Annotated in this window: 12 protein-coding genes; 8 read left to right on the top strand and 4 right to left on the bottom strand. The window is 50.9% G+C overall.

What is annotated here, in order from left to right; all coding sequences use genetic code 11:
* The first annotated feature begins 62 nt into the window (after window positions 1-62).
* Genes ACFSUS_RS20485 through ACFSUS_RS20475 form a run of 3 tightly spaced genes read left to right on the top strand, consistent with a single transcriptional unit; the run spans window position 63 to window position 5,646 of the window.
* Entirely contained in the window at window positions 63-389 is a 327-nt protein-coding gene (locus tag ACFSUS_RS20485) for a PadR family transcriptional regulator (RefSeq protein WP_381525613.1), read from the top strand.
* Window positions 386-3,013, top strand: coding sequence for an ABC transporter permease (locus tag ACFSUS_RS20480; RefSeq protein WP_381525612.1), 2,628 nt, complete (start codon window positions 386-388; stop codon window positions 3,011-3,013). Before ACFSUS_RS20485 ends, ACFSUS_RS20480 begins: the two co-directional genes overlap by 4 nt.
* 2 nt (window positions 3,014-3,015) lie before the next feature.
* Window positions 3,016-5,646 (top strand): ABC transporter permease, encoded by a 2,631-nt coding sequence (locus tag ACFSUS_RS20475; protein WP_381525611.1) that lies wholly within the window; start codon window positions 3,016-3,018, stop codon window positions 5,644-5,646.
* Between the two features lie 71 nt (window positions 5,647-5,717).
* Here the strand turns inward: ACFSUS_RS20475 and ACFSUS_RS20470 are convergent, their stop codons facing one another.
* The 3 genes from ACFSUS_RS20470 to ACFSUS_RS20460 are packed head-to-tail and all read right to left on the bottom strand — an operon-like array spanning window position 5,718 to window position 7,637.
* The gene (locus tag ACFSUS_RS20470; protein WP_381525610.1) at window positions 5,718-6,626 is read right to left on the bottom strand and encodes a helix-turn-helix domain-containing protein; all 909 of its coding nucleotides are present in this window, start codon (window positions 6,624-6,626) and stop codon (window positions 5,718-5,720) included.
* Complete coding sequence (locus tag ACFSUS_RS20465; protein ID WP_381525609.1) at window positions 6,623-7,462, bottom strand: SDR family NAD(P)-dependent oxidoreductase; 840 nt, start codon at window positions 7,460-7,462, stop codon at window positions 6,623-6,625. The genes ACFSUS_RS20470 and ACFSUS_RS20465 overlap by 4 nt, the downstream gene beginning before the upstream one ends.
* Window positions 7,463-7,478: 16 nt before the next feature.
* A complete protein-coding gene (locus ACFSUS_RS20460) occupies window positions 7,479-7,637 on the bottom strand; it encodes a hypothetical protein (RefSeq protein ID WP_381525608.1) in 159 nt (52 codons plus the stop codon).
* A gap of 14 nt (window positions 7,638-7,651) precedes the next feature.
* Here ACFSUS_RS20460 and ACFSUS_RS20455 point away from each other — a divergent pair, with 14 nt between their 5' ends.
* Together ACFSUS_RS20455 and ACFSUS_RS20450 are read left to right on the top strand one after the other, a co-directional pair.
* The gene (locus ACFSUS_RS20455; RefSeq protein WP_381525607.1) at window positions 7,652-8,911 is read left to right on the top strand and encodes an exo-beta-N-acetylmuramidase NamZ family protein; all 1,260 of its coding nucleotides are present in this window, start codon (window positions 7,652-7,654) and stop codon (window positions 8,909-8,911) included.
* Window positions 8,912-8,995: 84 nt separating this feature from the next.
* Window positions 8,996-11,392, top strand: a complete 2,397-nt coding sequence (locus ACFSUS_RS20450; RefSeq protein ID WP_381525606.1) for an ABC transporter permease — start codon at window positions 8,996-8,998, stop codon at window positions 11,390-11,392.
* A 15-nt stretch (window positions 11,393-11,407) separates the two neighbouring features.
* On the opposite strand, the gene ACFSUS_RS20445 is transcribed toward ACFSUS_RS20450, so the two are convergent.
* Window positions 11,408-11,845, bottom strand: coding sequence for a hypothetical protein (locus ACFSUS_RS20445; protein WP_381525605.1), 438 nt, complete (start codon window positions 11,843-11,845; stop codon window positions 11,408-11,410).
* A 49-nt stretch (window positions 11,846-11,894) separates the two neighbouring features.
* Between ACFSUS_RS20445 and ACFSUS_RS20440 the strand changes: the two genes are divergently transcribed.
* The 3 genes from ACFSUS_RS20440 (at window position 11,895) to ACFSUS_RS20430 (ending at window position 17,554) form a co-directional block, all read left to right on the top strand.
* Window positions 11,895-14,303 (top strand): ABC transporter permease, encoded by a 2,409-nt coding sequence (locus ACFSUS_RS20440; RefSeq protein WP_381525604.1) that lies wholly within the window; start codon window positions 11,895-11,897, stop codon window positions 14,301-14,303.
* Window positions 14,304-14,503: 200 nt separating this feature from the next.
* Window positions 14,504-14,842, top strand: coding sequence for a PadR family transcriptional regulator (locus ACFSUS_RS20435; protein WP_381525603.1), 339 nt, complete (start codon window positions 14,504-14,506; stop codon window positions 14,840-14,842).
* Window positions 14,843-14,914: 72 nt separating this feature from the next.
* On the top strand, window positions 14,915-17,554 hold the full coding sequence (locus ACFSUS_RS20430; protein WP_381525602.1) for an ABC transporter permease: 2,640 nt from the start codon (window positions 14,915-14,917) through the stop codon (window positions 17,552-17,554).
* Window positions 17,555-17,617: the final 63 nt, after the last annotated feature.

Raw genomic sequence — 17,617 nt, 5'->3', positions numbered from 1 at the left:
GAATGACCGTTTACGTCTCTGGCCCGTCATTTGTTATACATATACATAACTAATCTATTACCATGAAAGGGACTTACTTAGGCGAGTTCGAGGAGGTGGTGTTGCTAGCCGTCGCGATCCGGGTCGGGGACGCGTACGGCGCAGCGGTCGTCGGTGAGATCGAGCAGCAGATGGGCCGCGCGGTTAACCTCGGGGCTGTACACTCGGCTTTAAACCGGCTTCAGGAAAAAGGGCTGGTCACGTCGGAGATGGGGGGCGTCACGCAGGAGCGCGGTGGTCGCCGGAAACGATTGTACTCCGTGACGGGAATGGGTCGGCGGGCGCTGGAAGAAGTGCGGCAATTGCGCAGTCAGATGTGGGACGCCATTCCCCGAACCGCCTGGTCATGAGCAAGCAACCTATTCCACCCCGCTTAGCCACCCGATTACTACGCTGGTTCTGCGCTCCGCACTTGCTCGACGAGATGGAGGGCGATTTGGATGAGCTGTTTGAGGAGCGGGTCGCGTCGGTAGGGCTGCGTCGGGCGCGGTGGCGCTACTGGCGGGATGTGCTGAGCCTGATGCGGCCTCAATTTATGAAACGACAAGCTACCGGTACGCCGGATCGAGAATATCCAAACCCAAGCCTCATTACTATGATACGGAGTTATTTGAAAATCGCCTTGCGGAATCAGCGAAATAACGGTACGTTCTCCCTGCTCAACATCGGTGGCCTGGCTACGGGGCTGGTTTGTTTTACCGTCATTGCCCTTTTTGTCAACCGCGAACTGCGCTTTGACCAGTTCCACCACCAGCCCGAGCAAGTGTATCGGGTTGTGAAAGATTTTGTCAATGATGACGGAACCAGAGTTCCCGACGCGACAACGCCACCGCCCTTAGCGCCCGCCTTGCAGAAAGACTTACCCGAGGTAGCCAATGCGACCCGATTGTTTCCTTCCTGGGGCAACAAAGTCCTGGTTGAGTATGGCGACAAGCGATACTATGAACCCGACGGAATGGCGGTAGATAGCAGCTTCTTTGATGTGTTCGACTTTGCGTTCCGTTCAGGAACCAAACAAGCGGCTTTCAAGAACCCAAATTCCATCCTATTAACAGAAACATTCGCCCGCAAGTATTTCGGCGACACTAATCCGATCGGTAAAACGCTGAAGGTCAACATTAATGACGGCACACTGTTCACCGTGACGGGAGTTTTAAAAGACGTGCCTGCCAACTCCCATTTTACGTTTAGCTTTCTTATGCCCCTAACGTTTGACGGAGATGTTAGTACTCAGTGGGGGCAATACAATTTTTACACATACGTTCGATTGCGACCAACGGCTGACCCAACCGCATTTGCCAGTAAGTTACAGCCGCTGGTCAACAAGTACGTACCGGACAATACAAATCAGTTCTATACGCAGGCCCTTACGGACATTCATTTAACCTCGGCTCTGCGTTGGGAATTGGGTACAAATGGTGATCGATCGTATGTGCGTATTCTGATACTAATTGCGGTATTCATCATCATTTTAGCCGGTGTCAACTACGTCAATCTGGTCACGGCCCAATCATCGAAACGGGCTAAAGAGATCGGGGTTCGCAAGGCATCCGGCGCTCCCCGAAGTTCGGTGATCCGTCAGTTTTTGGTCGAATCGGTAGTAACAGCGATGCTGGCGTTTGTGCTGGCTATTGCGGTCGTGGCCGTTCTGCTCCCTTTCACCAACAACCTGCTTGGCAGCGGCCTTTCGCTATTTTCTGCCGAGAGCCGTCCGGTGTGGCTGATTCTGGTTGGTGTAGTGCTTCTGGTAGGCTTGCTGGCAGGTCTGTATCCGGCGTTGTATCTGTCGTCGTTTGAGCCGGTCAAGGTGTTGAAAGGCAACTTCGTCACCTCGCGCAAAGGTGTTGTGCTGCGCCAGGGGTTGGTCGTTTTCCAGTTTGTTATCTCGATCACGTTGTTGGCCGGTGCGCTGGTGGTTTCGCGTCAACTAACCTTCATGCAGGAGAAGAAAGTTGGATTTGATCAGGAAAACATCGTCGTCGTGTCAAACGCCGGAGGACTAACCAACCGCGATGCCCTGGTCGATGAATGGAAGAAAGACCCGGCTGTTGTCAATGTAGGTGAGGCTACGGGCGTATTTGGCAAATCAAACTGGACGATCGGTGTGCGAGCGAAAGGGAAACGGGAAAACCTGTTGCTCAATTTTCTGGTGGTCGACTACGACTTTTTACCAACAATGGACGTCGCGCTGAAAGAAGGCCGGACGTTCTCCCGCCAGTTTGGTACGGATTCAACAGCTATTGTGTTGAACGAAGCCGCAGTTAAACAACTGGGTTTGACCGAACCGGTCGTGGGCCGGAAAATCGCGTGGAATTCGGGGGACGGCCCAGAAGCCGACTCCAACTACTATCACGTCATTGGGGTAGTTAAAGATTTCCATTTCTCCTCCTTCCGCGAAACGATCAAGCCGTTCGGCTTTGTGGCTAACTTCAAGAACCCCGGGACGCTGTTTGTAAAAGTACGATCGGCGGATATGGCACAAACGGTGGCTGCGTTGCAGCGCATCTGGACCAAGTTTGTTCCTGAAAAACCGTTTGAATACAGTTTCCAGGATGAGCAGATGGCCAAGCTTCACGAGTCGGAAGCCCGGTTCCAGCACCTGTTCTCTTCGCTGACCACCCTGGCGATGATCATTGCCTGCTTAGGGCTGTTTGGACTCGCCATCTACACCGCCGAGCAGCGCACGAAAGAGATTGGCGTTCGCAAAGTCCTTGGCGCATCGGTTCCCAGCGTGGTGGCGCTATTGTCCAAAGATTTTCTGAAACTGGTGCTCATCGCTATTATCATCGCCATCCCAATTGCCTGGTACACCATGCACCAGTGGTTGCAAGGCTTTGCGTACAAGATTGACCTGTCGTGGTGGATGTTTGCCTTAGCGGGTGTCCTGGCGGCTTTAGTAGCCTTGCTGACTGTCAGCTACCAAAGCATTAAGGCTGCCCTGATGAACCCGGTGAAATGTCTGCGTTCTGAGTAGTTATGAAGCCCACTACTCCATACCCACCCTGCTTAGCCACCCGCCTACTACGCTGGTTCTGCGCTCCGCATCTGTTGGATGAGTTGGAGGGCGATCTGGACGAGCTGTTTCAGGAGCGGGTCGAGACCGTGGGGCTGCGTCGGGCGCGGTGGCGCTACTGGCGGGATGTGCTGAGCCTGATGCGGCCTTTTATTATTAAACGACAAGCTTCTAAGTGCCCTAACCCAAGTAACATGGACATGATTAGCAACTATTTTAAGATCGCCTGGCGCAACCTGATTAAGCAGCAAGCGTATTCGCTCATCAATATTGGCGGGTTGGCTGTCGGGATGACCGTAGCGATGCTTATCGGCCTTTGGCTGTACGATGAGCTGTCAGTCAACAAATCATTTCAGCACTACGACCGAATTGCCCAAGTCATGCGAAACCGAATGATTAACGGCCATACGGATACTCGAGCAGGCTTACCAATTCCGTTGGCTCAAAGCTTGAAAAATGCTTACGGCAGCAACTTCAAGCACGTTGAGTTAGCCTGGTGGACCAGCTGGCATACTATCACCTTAACCGATCAGGTCTTTTCAAAAAGCGGTAAGTTCATGACGCCAGGAGCGCCGGAGATGCTATCGTTAACGATGGTAAAAGGCAGTCGGGATGGGTTAAAAGAGCCAGCTTCGATATTACTGTCGGCATCGCTCGCTAAAGCGTTATTCGGTAACACGAATCCCCTTCACAAGACACTGGTCCTCGACAATACGATGACGGTCAACGTTACGGGGGTCTACGAAGATATTCCAGCCGGAAACAGTTTTGACGATGTTCAGTTTATTACCCCCTGGGACCTGTACGCTGCTTCGACACCCTGGGTAAACGAAGCGAAAGACGACTGGACCAACACATCGTTTGAGATTTTCGTTGAACTCAGTCCGCAAGCCACAATGGCGGATGTGTCGACAAAAATCAGGAATCTTTTAGCCGATAATGCACGGACAGTGGCTACGCAGAAACCTGAAGTTGTGCTTTATCCTATGTCCCGCTGGCATCTGTATTCCGACTGGAAAAACGGAGTAAACGAGGGCGGTCGCATTCAGTTTGTCTGGCTGTTTAGTATCATCGGGGTCTTTGTGCTCTTGCTGGCCTGTATCAACTTCATGAATTTGTCGACAGCCCGTTCTATCAACCGGGCGAAAGAGGTGGGGGTTCGAAAAGCAATCGGTTCGCGACGTAAGGAACTGATCGTTCAGTTTTTCAGCGAATCGCTGCTAGTCGTCACGATTGCCTATGGCGTAGCTATTGGGCTGGCTTATTTAGCGATCTCCTTCTTCAACCAGATAGCTGACAAACACATAACGATTCCGATCAATACTCCGCTTTTCTGGCTGTTTGGACTGGGATTCACCCTACTAACGGGCTTGATTGCGGGAAGTTACCCGGCGCTTTACCTGTCGTCGTTCCGGCCTGTTTCGGTGTTAAAAGGCACGTTTCAGGCGAACCGGGGCGTTGCGGTTTCTCGTCGGGCGTTGGTCGTTATGCAATTCACGGTTTCGATCACGCTCATCATCGGTACCCTTGTGGTTTATCAGCAGATTCAGTACGCTAAGAACCGGCCAATCGGTTACAGCCGGAACGGCTTAATTTCCTTACTCCTGAACGTGCCGGACTATAAACAACATCGAGAAACCGTTCGTAACGAGCTGATTAAATCAGGAGCGGTACTTGAAGTAGGCGAATCGGCTAGTCCGCTGACCGAAGTGCGCTCGACCAACGGCGGTTTTGACTGGGCCGGCAAAGACCCAACCCTACAGGTCAATTTTGGCACAATCAGCATATCGCATGAATTCGGCAAAACGGTGGGGTGGCAGTTTAAACAAGGCCGTGACTTCTCCCGGCAACTGGCTTCCGACTCGCTGGGTATCGTACTGAACGAGTCAGCCGTGGCGTTTATGGGAATGCAGAATGTCGTTGGAAAAACCATCACCTGGAGTGGCAATAACTTCAACGTTCGTTTCCACGTCATTGGCGTGATTAAGGATATGGTCATGGATTCTCCTTATGAACCGGCTAGACCGACAGTCTTTTTTATCAATGACCAACCTGGCAAATTCCTGACCATGCGGCTCAATCCCGAGCGCAGCCCGCAAGCAGCCCTGGCTACCATTGGCGAGGTGCTGAAGGAACACCTGCCCGAGGCTCCCTTCAACTATACGTTTGTCGATCAGGAATACGATCAGAAGTTCCGTAGCGAAGAACGCATCGGTCAGTTGGCAACCCTGTTTTCGGGCCTGGCTATTTTTATCTCCTGCCTGGGTCTGTTTGGTCTAGCCTCGTTTACCGCTGAGCAACGTACCAAAGAGATTGGCGTTCGCAAGGTGTTGGGCGCGTCGGTTTTCAATGTCTGGCGGCTGTTATCCAAAGATTTTGTCGGTCTGGTGCTGATTGCTTTGGTCATCGCTACTCCGCTTGCTTACTATTTGCTCAACAACTGGCTGCAGAATTACACCTACCGCACCGAGCTATCGTGGTGGGTGTTTGCCCTTACGGGGGGCGGTGCTTTGCTCCTTACGTTACTGACCGTCAGCTTTCAGGCCGTCAAAGTTGCTCTGATGAATCCGGTTAAAAGTTTGCGAACCGAATAGCGTGGGGCATGGGGCTGGAGGCCTGGAGTATTCCATACGCCAGGCTCTTTGCTCTATAGCCTTAGCCCACGTTAGGTTAAGGTCCGATACTCCACGGGTGTCATACCGGTTTTGGCTTTGAAGAGTCGGTTAAAGTATTGCGGATAGTCAAACCCCAGTCCATAGGCAATCTCGTTGACGGTTTCGCTGGTGCTTAACAGTCGCTGATTAGCCAGTTCAATGACGTAGTGTTGTACGTACTCCTTAGTCGTTTTGCCCGTCTCCCGCTTTAGTAAATCGGTTAGATAACTGGACGAAAGGCCTAGTTGACCGGCTAAGTACTCTACGCCCGGCTGGCCGTTTTCAAACTGCTGGTTCGTTTGGAAATACGTAATCAAAAGCTCCTCGAACCGGGAAATTAAGTCTGTATTGAGCTTTTGCCGGGTCAGGAACTGCCGTCCGTAAAAGCGCTGGGCATAGTTGAGCAGTTGTTCAATAGCCGTGACAATGACCCGCTGGCTGTAGAGGTCCAGATTACCGCTATACTCTTTACGAATGGTATCGACCAGCACCGAAAGGGTTTGCCGCTCATCGTCCGACACGTGCAGGGCTTCGCTAACGGCGTAGGAAAAGAACGTGTAGTCTTTCATTTTCCGACCCAGATCGGAATGGACGAGCAGATCGGGGTGGAAATACAGTCCCCAGCCCTCGTACTGCGTCTCTTCGTTAAACGCCTGTACCGAGAAAACCTGACCCGGTGCCATAAACATCATCGTTCCTTCGTCGAAGTCGTAGTACTGCCGACCGTACTGCACGGACCTGGGAGCGGGACTCTTGAGACTGATGACGTAAAATTCGACCACAATCCTGACGTTGTAATGCTCAGGGTGGGTAGTAATCTGATCGTAGTTAATCACAGTAATCAACGGGTGCCGGGGCTTTTCGTACCCCAGCATCCGATGCAATTGACTGATGGATTCTATCTTCAGGAAGTCGATCATTTGTTTAATCCAAGCTGGCCCATAATCATATTATCGAAGGCACGGTCGCTCAGCACGCCCTTCATAATCGGCATCATTCTCGCCGTTCGCCCCACCCGCACCCGGGTACGTGGTCGGCTGGCCGTCGTGCTGTCAAATATGGCTTTAGCTACCTCCGTAGCCTTCAGGATAGGGAACGAACTGTTGGCCGAATCCAAAATGGTTTCGGTCATCTTCTGAAACTTCTCGCGCATCTCCCCGTACGGATTACCAGCAATCGGTTTAGGGTAGAACGAGGCCGCGTTGTTGATAAACTCTGTTTCGACCCCACCGGGTTTGACCAGGACCACGTCGATGCCAAAATTTTTTACCTCTTGTCGCAAACCATCCGTTAAGCTTTCCAGCGCGTACTTCGACGCGTGGTAGGCGCTGGCCCCGGCCGTCGTAAAATCACCGCCAACCGAACCGACGTTAATAATGCGTCCCTGCCGGGCCTCGCGCATTTTTGGCAGTACCATCTGCGTCACCCGAACCAGCCCAAAGACGTTCACCTCAAACTGATAGCGAAGGTGTTGCGGAGTTAGTTCTTCAAAGAAGCCGTTCTGGGAGAAACCGGCGTTGTTCACCAGCACGTCTACCCGACTGGTCTGGGCGTAGATTTGCTTAAACGCCTGCTGAATGCTCTCTTCATCCGTCACGTCCAGCCGAATCGTGACGCAGCCAAGTGCGGCAAGGTCTTTCATGCGTTCTACGTTACGAGCCGTGGCAAACACCCGATACCCATGCCGGGCAAATAACGTAGCACTTTCTTTACCAATACCGGACGAAGCACCTGTGATAATCACTACGTTGTTCATGGTTGCATTGATTTAGTTATTGAACCATGCAAAGTTCGCCCCGTAGGCTGGCGGGCGGATTATACGAATCCCGGATCGTTGTATGCTTTTCGCGGCTGATTGTATTTACCCTAACAGCGCTGACTTTTTGCCAAGTTTGATCCATTCTTGTTTTCTGCTCAAATTGCTGCTTCATTGGTGAAAATTTGTATGAAATCGTTTTCCTTTATTTGGCTCCCGCTCGTACTGGGGGCACTGTGCACGATACCTGGTGTCGGTCCTACCAATCCACTACCGATAACAAACCAGGCCGCCATTTATGCCGGCACCAGCCAGTCAAAGCCGCGCCTGATAACGGGGGCCGACCGCATTGCGACGTACCTTCCTTACCTCAAAGGTAAACGCGTTGGCATGGTCGTTAATCCAACATCCCTTATTGGCAATAAACCCAGTGTGGATAGTTTACAAAGCCTGGGCGTAAACATTGTGATGGTGTTCGGACCAGAACACGGCTTTCGCGGTAACGCCAGCAATGGCGCCAAGGTTGCCGATGAAGTAGACGCTAAAACAGGCATTCCGATCATTTCGCTTTACGGTAAAAACAAAAAGCCAACCAAAGAGCAACTCGAAAAAATCGACCTGCTCATCTTCGACATTCAGGATGTAGGAGCCCGCTTCTACACGTATATCAATACGTTGAACTACATCATGGAAGCCTGCGCCGAGAACAAGAAAGAGCTGATGATTTTAGACCGGCCCAATCCAAATGGCTTCGTTGTGGATGGCCCTATTCTGGAAGATCATCTTCATTCGGGAATTGGCATGCATAAGATTCCCATTACGCATGGTATGACCATCGGCGAGTTTGCTCAGATGATCAATGGCGAGGGCTGGGGCGTAGCCAAAAATTCGTGTAAACTGAAGATCATTAAGGTCGCTAACTACACACACGATACGCCCTATGTGTTGCCGGTGGCCCCTTCGCCAAATCTCAACACGCAGCAATCCATTCTGCTTTATCCAAGTGTCTGCCTGTTCGAAGGAACGATTATCAGCCAGGGCCGGGGCACGTATATGCCCTTCACGGTTTTGGGAGCTCCGGCTCTGAAAGGAATCTACTCGTTCTCGTTCCGTCCGATCAGTATAAAAGGCATGAAAGAAGCGCCCCTGCACCAGGATACCGACTGCTATGGCCTCGATTTAAGGAAGTACGATGTCAATAAACTTCGCAAAACCAAGCAATTAAACCTCCAATGGCTTATGGAGTTGTACAAAGCCTACCCCGACAAAGCCCGTTTCTTCGACATGAGTCAGAGTAATGAAATCGGCAATTTTGACAAACTGGCGGGCACCGAAAACCTAAAAAAGCAGATCATCGCCGGAACATCGGAGAAGGAGATTCGGCAAAGCTGGGAGCCAGGCTTGGCGAATTACAAGCAAATGCGCAAGAAGTATCTGCTCTATCCGTAGCCAAAAACAAGGCTTAACGTTTTTTAACAACCTGTCTACCAGCAATGTCCGTACCTTGGTTTCACAATCAGGTACGGACATTTTATGTTTCAGAACTACCTCAAAATCAGCCTTCGGCATCTACGTCTGCAACGCAGTTACGCACTGCTGAACACCATTGGCTTATCTGTAGGCATAGCGGGTGGCCTGCTCATTTTCCTGTTTTTGCGGCATCATCTCAGCACCGACCGTCACCACGCCAAGTTCGACCGTATCTTTCGGATTGATACGGATCTCTACCTGGCTGATGGTTCCATTGAGTACAACGCCGAAGCGCCCCTGCCCATGGCGCAAACCCTACGCACAGCCTATCCGCAGGTAGAGCAGGCCGCTTTTCTGATGATGAATCGGGAGTTAACCGTTGGCGTTAAGCATGCTGGCAGAGCAGAACCTATACGCTTTCAGGAACATAAAGGCACAGGGTTAGTCGAACCGGAGTGGTTTGACATACTGACTTATACCTGGTTGCAGGGAAACCCTAAAACGGCCCTGGGTGAACCTAATACCGTTGTACTAACTGAGTCGTGGGCCAAGAAATATTTCGGCGATGTTAATCCCATGGGGCAAATTTTGAGGCTCAATAACGCGGTAGAGGCAACAGTCACCGGTGTACTGGCGGCCCCTCCGAGCACAACCGACACAGATTTGGGACTGTTCATTTCGATGGCGACGATCAGCAACTTAGATCCAAAATTCAATAAAGCCGACTGGTATTTTCTCAACAGCACCAATCGACTATACGTTACGCTCAAAGATCCTGCTGCAGCCACCAGCCTTGAGCAACAGTTACCTGCTTTGGGCAAAAAACAGTATGGGGTAGATGCCAAAATCTTTCATTTCGTTGTCCAGCCCCTACGTGAACTCCATTTCGACGTAGCGCGGGGCGGTGGGTCCATTCGCCCGTCACTGCTATGGTCATTGGGCGTTGTTGGTCTGCTGCTGGTTGTAGCCGCTTGTATCAACTTCGTCAACCTCGCTACCGCCCAGGCACTCCGGCGCAGCAAAGAGGTCGGCGTTCGGAAAACGCTGGGCAGTTCGCGGGGGCAACTGATCCGGCAGTTTTTACTGGAAACAACACTCATCATTCTGACAGCTACTACCTTATCGTTGGTGATGGTCAGACTCTTTCTGCCTTTGTTCAACGATTGGGTGCAACTTCCGTTGTCGCTACAGCTCGACTGGCTGACAGTAAGCGTCGTTACATCGTTACTTCTGGGAGTAATCCTGCTAGCCGGTGGCTATCCGGCTGCGGTTTTGTCGGGTGTCTCGCCCTGGGAAGCATTACGGGGTAAGCTAACGACTAAAACAGGCCGAGGCATTACGGTACGTCAGATACTCGTTGTGACTCAGTTCGCCGTTTGTCAGGCGCTCATTCTGGGCTCGTTGGTGGTGGCCAATCAGGTACGTTATATGCAACAGGCTGATTTGGGCTATCGGAAAGATGATGTCGTGGTTGTTCCATTGCCTTATAACACAAAAGTCAAACAGGAGGCTTTCAAACAAACACTTAACCAATACACTGACATTCAAACTATAACACTGAGTCACCGCCCACCTTCCAGCGCCCAGAACTTTGGCGGTTCGTTCAAATTCAACGGCAAAACTGATTGGGAGCCCTATCCGATTAATGAGCGGCTGGCCGACGCTGAGTACGTAAATACGTACGGCTTGCGGATCATTGCGGGTCGTAACATTATGCCGAGCGACACGATTCGTGAGTACCTGATTAACGAAACGCTACTTCATAAACTCGGCTTTCAGCATCCTGAGCAGGTGCTGGGTAAACGATTGCAACATTGGCTTTCGCCGGTCCATCTGCCCATCGTTGGTGTTGTCAAAGACTTTCACCAGAAATCGTTACGGGACGAAATTGCCCCCTGCATCATTGCCAGCCGAGCTGATTGGTACCGGCAGGCGGGTATCCGCATCTCGGGAAACAACCTGGCCCGATCACTCGAACGCATCCGGCAAGCGTGGCAACAGCTTTACCCCGATGAAGTGTTTGAATACGAGTTTATGGATGAGCAGGTCGCCCAGTTTTATCAAACTGAAAACCTGATTGCGCGGCTGATCAATGCTTTTACCAGCATCGCCATTCTGATCTGCTGTCTGGGTTTGTACGGTCTGGTTTCGCACGTAGTTGTTCAGCGAACCAAGGAGATTGGCATTCGGAAAGTCCTTGGGGCCAGTGTTACCAGCATCGTCGCGCTATTATCCAAAGATTTCCTGAAGCTCGTGCTGATTGCCGTCGTCATAGCCTCGCCCATTGCCTGGTACGTCATGAACGGCTGGCTGCAGGACTTCGCTTATAAAATTAACATTGCGTGGTGGGTGTTTGCGCTGGCGGGATTAGTAGCCGTAAGCATTGCCTTGGTAACTGTGAGCTTTCAGAGTATTAAAGCTGCCCTGATGAATCCGGTAAAGACATTGCGCAGTGAGTAAATAAGAAATGGCATCTTACCAGGTAAACACGTCTGCAACGTCTATGTCAAGGCCACTCGCTGAATCATGAATCAAACCATTGGTAAAAACGTGAATAGGCTGGTCGGGGTGAAGTAATGAAATTGATTTTTGATCGGGTGTAATGACCCAGGCCGATTTAACGCCATTGACAAAGTAGTGCCTTCGGATAGCGTTTATCAAGGTTTCGGGGGGTTCAGTAGGCATAACGATTTCAAAAGCTGAGATCGGTGGCTCAACCCGGATTAAATCATTCAGCCAGTCAACCCTACGTGGTGGAAAAATACCTAAGTCGCAGGCAAAGTCCTGCTCCGGCAAAGACACATCAATGCCTGGCAGGATATCATATTGTTCATCGTAACGCTCGGCGAGATAAGTAATCCGATTGACAAGGATGGTTCCACCAGTAGGCACGTCTTTAGCAATGGGCCTCATAACGTAACGATTTTTTTCGAATGAAACTAACATACTAAAAAGGGATAACATGCTTCGCTCATACCTCAAAATCGCCTGGCGAAACCTACTCCGGCGTAAGTTTTATTCAATCCTTAACATCACCGGTTTAGCCGTCGGTATCACGTTCACACTGTTGATCGGCAGCTATGTCTGGAGCGAATTTCAGGTCAATCGGCAACTGCGAAATGCCGATCGGCAATGCATTGTGCAAAGTCGGTGGAAACAGGAAAATATGGGCATGGACATTACCAGCCTAGCTCCTATTGGGCCAGCCCTGAAAGCGCAGTACCCGACACTAGTGGCTAATTATTACCGGTTTCACGGCGTAGGGGCCACCGTTTCAAAGGGCGATAAGCATTTTCGCGAATCTATTCAGATTGGCGATTCCACCCTGCTTACGATGTACGGCTTCGACTTATTGCAGGGAAATCCTAAAACAGCACTCACCAGCCCTAATTCCATCGTTATCTCAGCAGAAAAAGCCAGTAAGCTATTCGGCAGCACCGACGTTCTGAACCAATCGCTGACGATCGAAACACCCCAGTCAGGCAAGCAGGAGTATCTGGTCACCGGCGTCCTGAAGGAGTTGCCTCCCAGTTCGGTATCTCAACTGCTGCCGGAGAGCAATGAGATCTTTATGTCATTGGGCAGCCTGCCCTATTTTGGGGCCGATATGAACTCGTGGCAAAACCCGTATATCGTCACCTATGTCGAACTCCAGCCAGGTGTTACGCCCCAGGATTTAGACAAGCCGCTTGCCCAGTTAATCTCGACAAACGCACCCAACGAAATACAAAAGAACCTGACGGCATACGTCACTCCACTGACGGATTACTACCTGCACAGCAACAACGGACTGGTCCGAAAGATGATCATTACGCTATCGGTAGTGGCGCTGTTCATCCTGCTGATGGCAGTCGTTAACTTCGTCAATATGTCAATGGGCAGTTCATCGTCGCGGCTGCGCGAAATTGGCGTCCGGAAGGCACTAGGTGGCCTTCGCCAACAATTGACCGCCCAATTTTTGATCGAAGCGCTGGCTTTAACAACAGTTGCTACGGTCTTGTCGATAGGGTTATACGTTCTGTTCCGGCCGTTGTTCAATGACCTTGTTGGCAAAACGATTTTGTCCTTTACCGCCTTACCCTGGAGTTACGGCTGGCTACTAAGTGGTGTGGTCCTGCTTATTGGCGGACTGGCAGGCGGTTACCCAGCCCTTCATTTGTCAGCTTATTCCTCGGTTGACTCGTTGAAGGGCAAAGGGAAATCAGTAAAAGAGGGCATCTTGTTTCGGCGTGGGTTGGTTACGGTTCAGTTTACCATTGCCATTTTTGTATTTGTTGGCGCTATCATCGTCTCGAAACAAATTGCTTACTTTTTTGATACGGACCTCGGATTTAAGAAAGAGGCCGTGGTAACGGTATCGTCACTGCCCCGTAACTGGTCGAAGGAAGGAGTCGCCCGGATGGAAACCGCCCGTGATCAGTTTGCTCGTCTGCCGGGTGTCAGTTCAGCCAGTCTGTCCTTCGAGATTCCCAACGGAAACGTTGGTAACAGCGGTAACCTCTATCCCGAAGGTAAAGATTCGACGCAGGCGGTAAGTGTAAAGACCATGACAACCGATCAGTATTACGCCCAAACGTACCAGATTGGTTTACGGGCTGGTCAGTATTTTCACTACGGTCGGGGTGGCTACGACTCAACCAGTATTGTCGTTAACGAAGCGGCTACCAAGGCATTAGGCTATAAAACACCCGATGCTGCGGTTGGGCAGGCCGTTCGGTTTCAAGGCTTTCCGCGCACATTACGGATTCGGGGTGTCGTGCAGGATTTCCACGTTGGTACAATGCACCAAGCCATTGCTCCCTTAGCCATTGGTCAGGTTCAGGTCTTACCGCTTTACCGATTCTTCTCATTCCGGTTAGCATCAGGCACTACCCGTCAGACCATGGCTGGTATAGAACAGAAATGGCGCGAACTCTTCCCCGACTCACCATTCGATTACGCCTTCATGGACCAAACGCTCCAGAAGCTTTATCAGACCGAATTGCAATTGGAGAAAGCGGCTTACGTAGCCACCGGCCTGGCTCTACTAATCGTGTTGCTTGGCGTAATAGGCCTGGTGTCGTTAAGCGTGGCCCGCCGGACTAAAGAGGTTGGCATTCGTAAAGTCCTGGGTGCTTCGGTGCCCAACATCGTTGTCTTGTTTCTGAAAGAATATGTCTGGGTGATGCTCATTGCCAATTTATTGGCCTGGCCTTTTGCCTACTGGATTCTATCCGACTGGCTGGCCGACTATGCGTATCACACCCAAATTAACTGGCAACCGTTCGTGCAGGTTGGTGTAGTGCTGGCCGGGCTGACGAGTGCAGTAGTGAGTGTTCAGGTCATTAAAGCCGCGTTGGTGAATCCGGTGAAATCAATTCGTAGTGAGTAAGCCAGACCTACAAGCCGGTGCGGTTTCAAAAACCATATAGGTCTCCCTCCACATCTTGTCCGTTTGGGTACGCTATATGTCCGCTTTTGGACAATTTCATCGTTATCAATTTTTCCAAATCAGCGCCTACAGTGCTGATTTGGCATTTTTACTTATTGGCATCGCATTTGATCGGCATTATCGTATAAAATACCAATACCATGAAACGAGCCTTTCTGGGAGAGTTTGAAGAAGTCGTCATGTTAACCGTAGCCATTCTGGACGAAGAAGCGTATGGCGTAACCGTGACGCAAGAAATCGAGCAAAAAACCGGGCGCTCCGTCGGTTTCAGTACGGTTCACACGACTCTACAACGCCTGGAAGAGAAAGGATTCCTGGTCTCCCGGATGGGCGGGGCAACCGCTGAACGGGGTGGTCGGCGAAAACGCTTTTTTACCGTCACGGCCGCCGGCCGAAAGGCACTGCGCGACGTGAAACAGGTCCGCGAAGAATTGTGGAGTTCTCTACCACCACAGACGTTGCAGCTGATCACTGGATAAATGACAGGGGGCTTGGGGCCGAGGGCGTAGCACAGGTCTACCCCAAGTCCTTAGCCCCACGCCCTTAACCCTATGCCAAACGCCAAAACTCAACCGCCCCGCTGGGCCACCTGGCTCCTTAACGCCTTGGGCCATCCCGACACGCGCGAAGAAGTGCAGGGCGACCTGCTGGAGCTGTACGACTACTGGCTCAGCACTGTTGGCAAACGGCGGGCTGACTGGAGTTATTGCCTGAGTGCATTGAAGCTGCTGCGGCCGCTGGCCCAATCAAAACGACCACCCCGATACCCCCAACCACTCTCATTAAGTCCCGATATGATACGGAATTATGTCAAAATCGCCCTGCGCAACCTGACCCACGCCAAAACTTTTTCGCTTATCAACGGCTTTGGCCTGACCCTCGGCATGGCCTGCGCCCTTCTGATCTTTGTGGTGGTCAACCACGAAACCAGCTACGACAAGCACCACAAAAACGGCGACCGGGTGTATCGGGTCGAAACCACTAATGTGCAGAACAGCGAATCGCACGCCGGTACGTACACAGAGATGACGGCCGTCTTACGAAATGAAGTACCCGAAATTGAACGAGTCGCTCCCGTGTACCGGGCATCTGGACAATCTGTTGCCATTCCGCAGGAGGGTAAACTCTTTAAAGAACAAATCGCCTTTACCGACAACGAATTATTTTATTTAATTGACTATCAATGGATTGCCGGTAGCGCTCAAACGGCACTATCTCGACCCAACCAAGTGGTGCTTACGGAATCTTATGCTCAGAAATTTTTCGGCACCACTGATGCCATAGGCAAAACCCTTTTGCTTGGCGATGATAACAGTTTATTAGTGGCGGGCGTACTCAAAGACTATCCAGCCAACACCAATTTCCCCTTCAATGTACTAGTTTCCATACCGACTCTTAAGCGGGTTAGTCCGGATTACGACACCCACGGCTGGGGTGGCTTCGGCGACAACTACCAGGTGTACACTTTGTTAAAGAGAGGAATCCAACCCGAACAGTTAAACAAACGGTTCCACGCCATTCAGGTGAAATACCAGAAAGACCCTGAAACAATTAAGAATCAACACTTTACCCTGAACTCCCTGTCGAAGCTTCATTATGGTTTTAACTTCAGCGGTCGGCAAGCTAATCTCAAGCTACTGAACATTTTGTCGTTGATTGGCGCATTTGTATTGCTGATTGCCTGCATCAATTTCATTAACCTGACAACGGCCAAAGCGCTTAAACGGGCTAAGGAGATTGGCGTTCGCAAAGCCGTTGGCAGCAACCAGCTGGCGCTGATCTACCAGTTCATGACCGAGGCCGGGTTACTCACCTTCCTGTCGGGCATACTGGCGCTCGCGTTAGCCTGGGTAGCGCTCTCGGCAACCGCTAACTTGATGGGCCTTCCCTTGTCGACACCCGACTTATTCTCCTGGCAAGTTGGCGCTTTTATGACCGCATTATTAATCCTGACTACGCTACTGGCCGGCACGTATCCCGCTTTCCGCCTATCAGGTATGCCGCCCATCTGGGCACTGAAGAATAACAAATTGCCACGTGCTGCTGGTGGTATTACGTTCCGTCAGGGTTTAGTGATAGTACAGTTTACGGTGTCGATGATCCTGATTAGTAGTACGTTGTTTATCAACCGGCAATTGTCATTATTCAAAAACGCGGATCTTGGTTTTAACAAAAACGCCATCATCACTGTCGGGCTACCTAACAACCAGCCTGAGAAACTGCAAACATTTCGTAATCAACTGGTAGCCTCCCCGCAGATCAAAGATGTCAGTTTCTCGCTTAACAGCCCATCGGCAGAGAGTAACTGGATGAGCGCTATGCAATACAGAAAGGGCGCAGAACCCATTGAAATTCGGACACAAATGAAACTGGTTGATGCTCATTTTTTGAACACCTATGGCATTCAACTCATTGCCGGTGAAGCCTTTCGAGAGGGTGACACATTGCCTAAGTTTATTGCTAACGAGGTGTTCCTGAAGCGAATAGGTATTGATAAACCTGAAAAGGCTATTGGGCAGTTGGTGCATTTCGGTGATGGTCAGGAGTCGGCCCCCATCATTGGTGTGGTCAAAACCTTCCATGTCAACTCGCTGCATCAGGGCATCGATCCTACTTTATTACAAGTGGTTCCTAAGCACTTTTATCAGGCAGGCATTAAGCTGGCAGCAGAAAATGTGTCAGCAGCATCACTCAGATCAAGTTTGGCAACCATTGAAACCATATGGAAAAGCATTTTCCCAAATCAGGTTTTCAGTTATGAATTCTTAGATGAGGCCCTGGCGCAAGCCTACCAAAACGAAATCCGGACGGCGCGACTCATCGAAACTGCTACGTTAGTTGCTATCCTGATCGCCTGTTTGGGTCTATTTGGCTTAGCTACCTTCGCAGCTGAGTCACGAACCAAGGAGATTGGCGTTCGGAAAGTGTTAGGCGCGTCAATTCCAAGTATTGTCGCTTTATTATCAAAAGATTTTCTGAAACCGGTTCTGACCGCCATTCTTATTGCTTCACCCATTGCCTGGTACGGCATTAACGAGTGGCTCAAGAACTTCGAGTACAAGATCGATATTGACTGGTGGGTATTTGCTCTGGCCGGTGTACTGGCTACGTTAGTGGCCCTGCTGACGGTCAGCTTCCAAAGCATCAAAGCCGCGCTGATGAACCCGACAAAGAGTTTGCGGACGGAGTAAAATAACAGTGGTGGCATGAGTTGAACCCATGCCACCACTGTTTTACACACAGTTTCGCGGTGG

It is taken from the genome of Spirosoma soli (genome assembly GCF_042684525.1).
In the GTDB taxonomy this organism is placed as follows: Bacteria; Bacteroidota; Bacteroidia; order Cytophagales; family Spirosomataceae; genus Spirosoma; species Spirosoma soli.
This window is presented reverse-complemented; position numbering and strand designations above follow the sequence as displayed.

Bases quoted from the DNA above. Each gene is read 5' to 3' on its own strand.
- ACFSUS_RS20445 (WP_381525605.1), bottom strand. From the start codon at position 11,845: ATGAGGCCCATTGCTAAAGACGTGCCTACTGGTGGAACCATCCTTGTC.
- ACFSUS_RS20485 (WP_381525613.1), top strand. From the start codon at position 63: ATGAAAGGGACTTACTTAGGCGAGTTCGAGGAGGTGGTGTTGCTAGCC.
- ACFSUS_RS20450 (WP_381525606.1), top strand. From the start codon at position 8,996: ATGTTTCAGAACTACCTCAAAATCAGCCTTCGGCATCTACGTCTGCAA.
- ACFSUS_RS20455 (WP_381525607.1), top strand. From the start codon at position 7,652: ATGAAATCGTTTTCCTTTATTTGGCTCCCGCTCGTACTGGGGGCACTG.
- ACFSUS_RS20435 (WP_381525603.1), top strand. From the start codon at position 14,504: ATGAAACGAGCCTTTCTGGGAGAGTTTGAAGAAGTCGTCATGTTAACC.
- ACFSUS_RS20480 (WP_381525612.1), top strand. From the start codon at position 386: ATGAGCAAGCAACCTATTCCACCCCGCTTAGCCACCCGATTACTACGC.
- ACFSUS_RS20465 (WP_381525609.1), bottom strand. From the start codon at position 7,462: ATGAACAACGTAGTGATTATCACAGGTGCTTCGTCCGGTATTGGTAAA.
- ACFSUS_RS20470 (WP_381525610.1), bottom strand. From the start codon at position 6,626: ATGATCGACTTCCTGAAGATAGAATCCATCAGTCAATTGCATCGGATG.
- ACFSUS_RS20460 (WP_381525608.1), bottom strand. From the start codon at position 7,637: ATGAAGCAGCAATTTGAGCAGAAAACAAGAATGGATCAAACTTGGCAA.
- ACFSUS_RS20430 (WP_381525602.1), top strand. From the start codon at position 14,915: ATGCCAAACGCCAAAACTCAACCGCCCCGCTGGGCCACCTGGCTCCTT.
- ACFSUS_RS20475 (WP_381525611.1), top strand. From the start codon at position 3,016: ATGAAGCCCACTACTCCATACCCACCCTGCTTAGCCACCCGCCTACTA.
- ACFSUS_RS20440 (WP_381525604.1), top strand. From the start codon at position 11,895: ATGCTTCGCTCATACCTCAAAATCGCCTGGCGAAACCTACTCCGGCGT.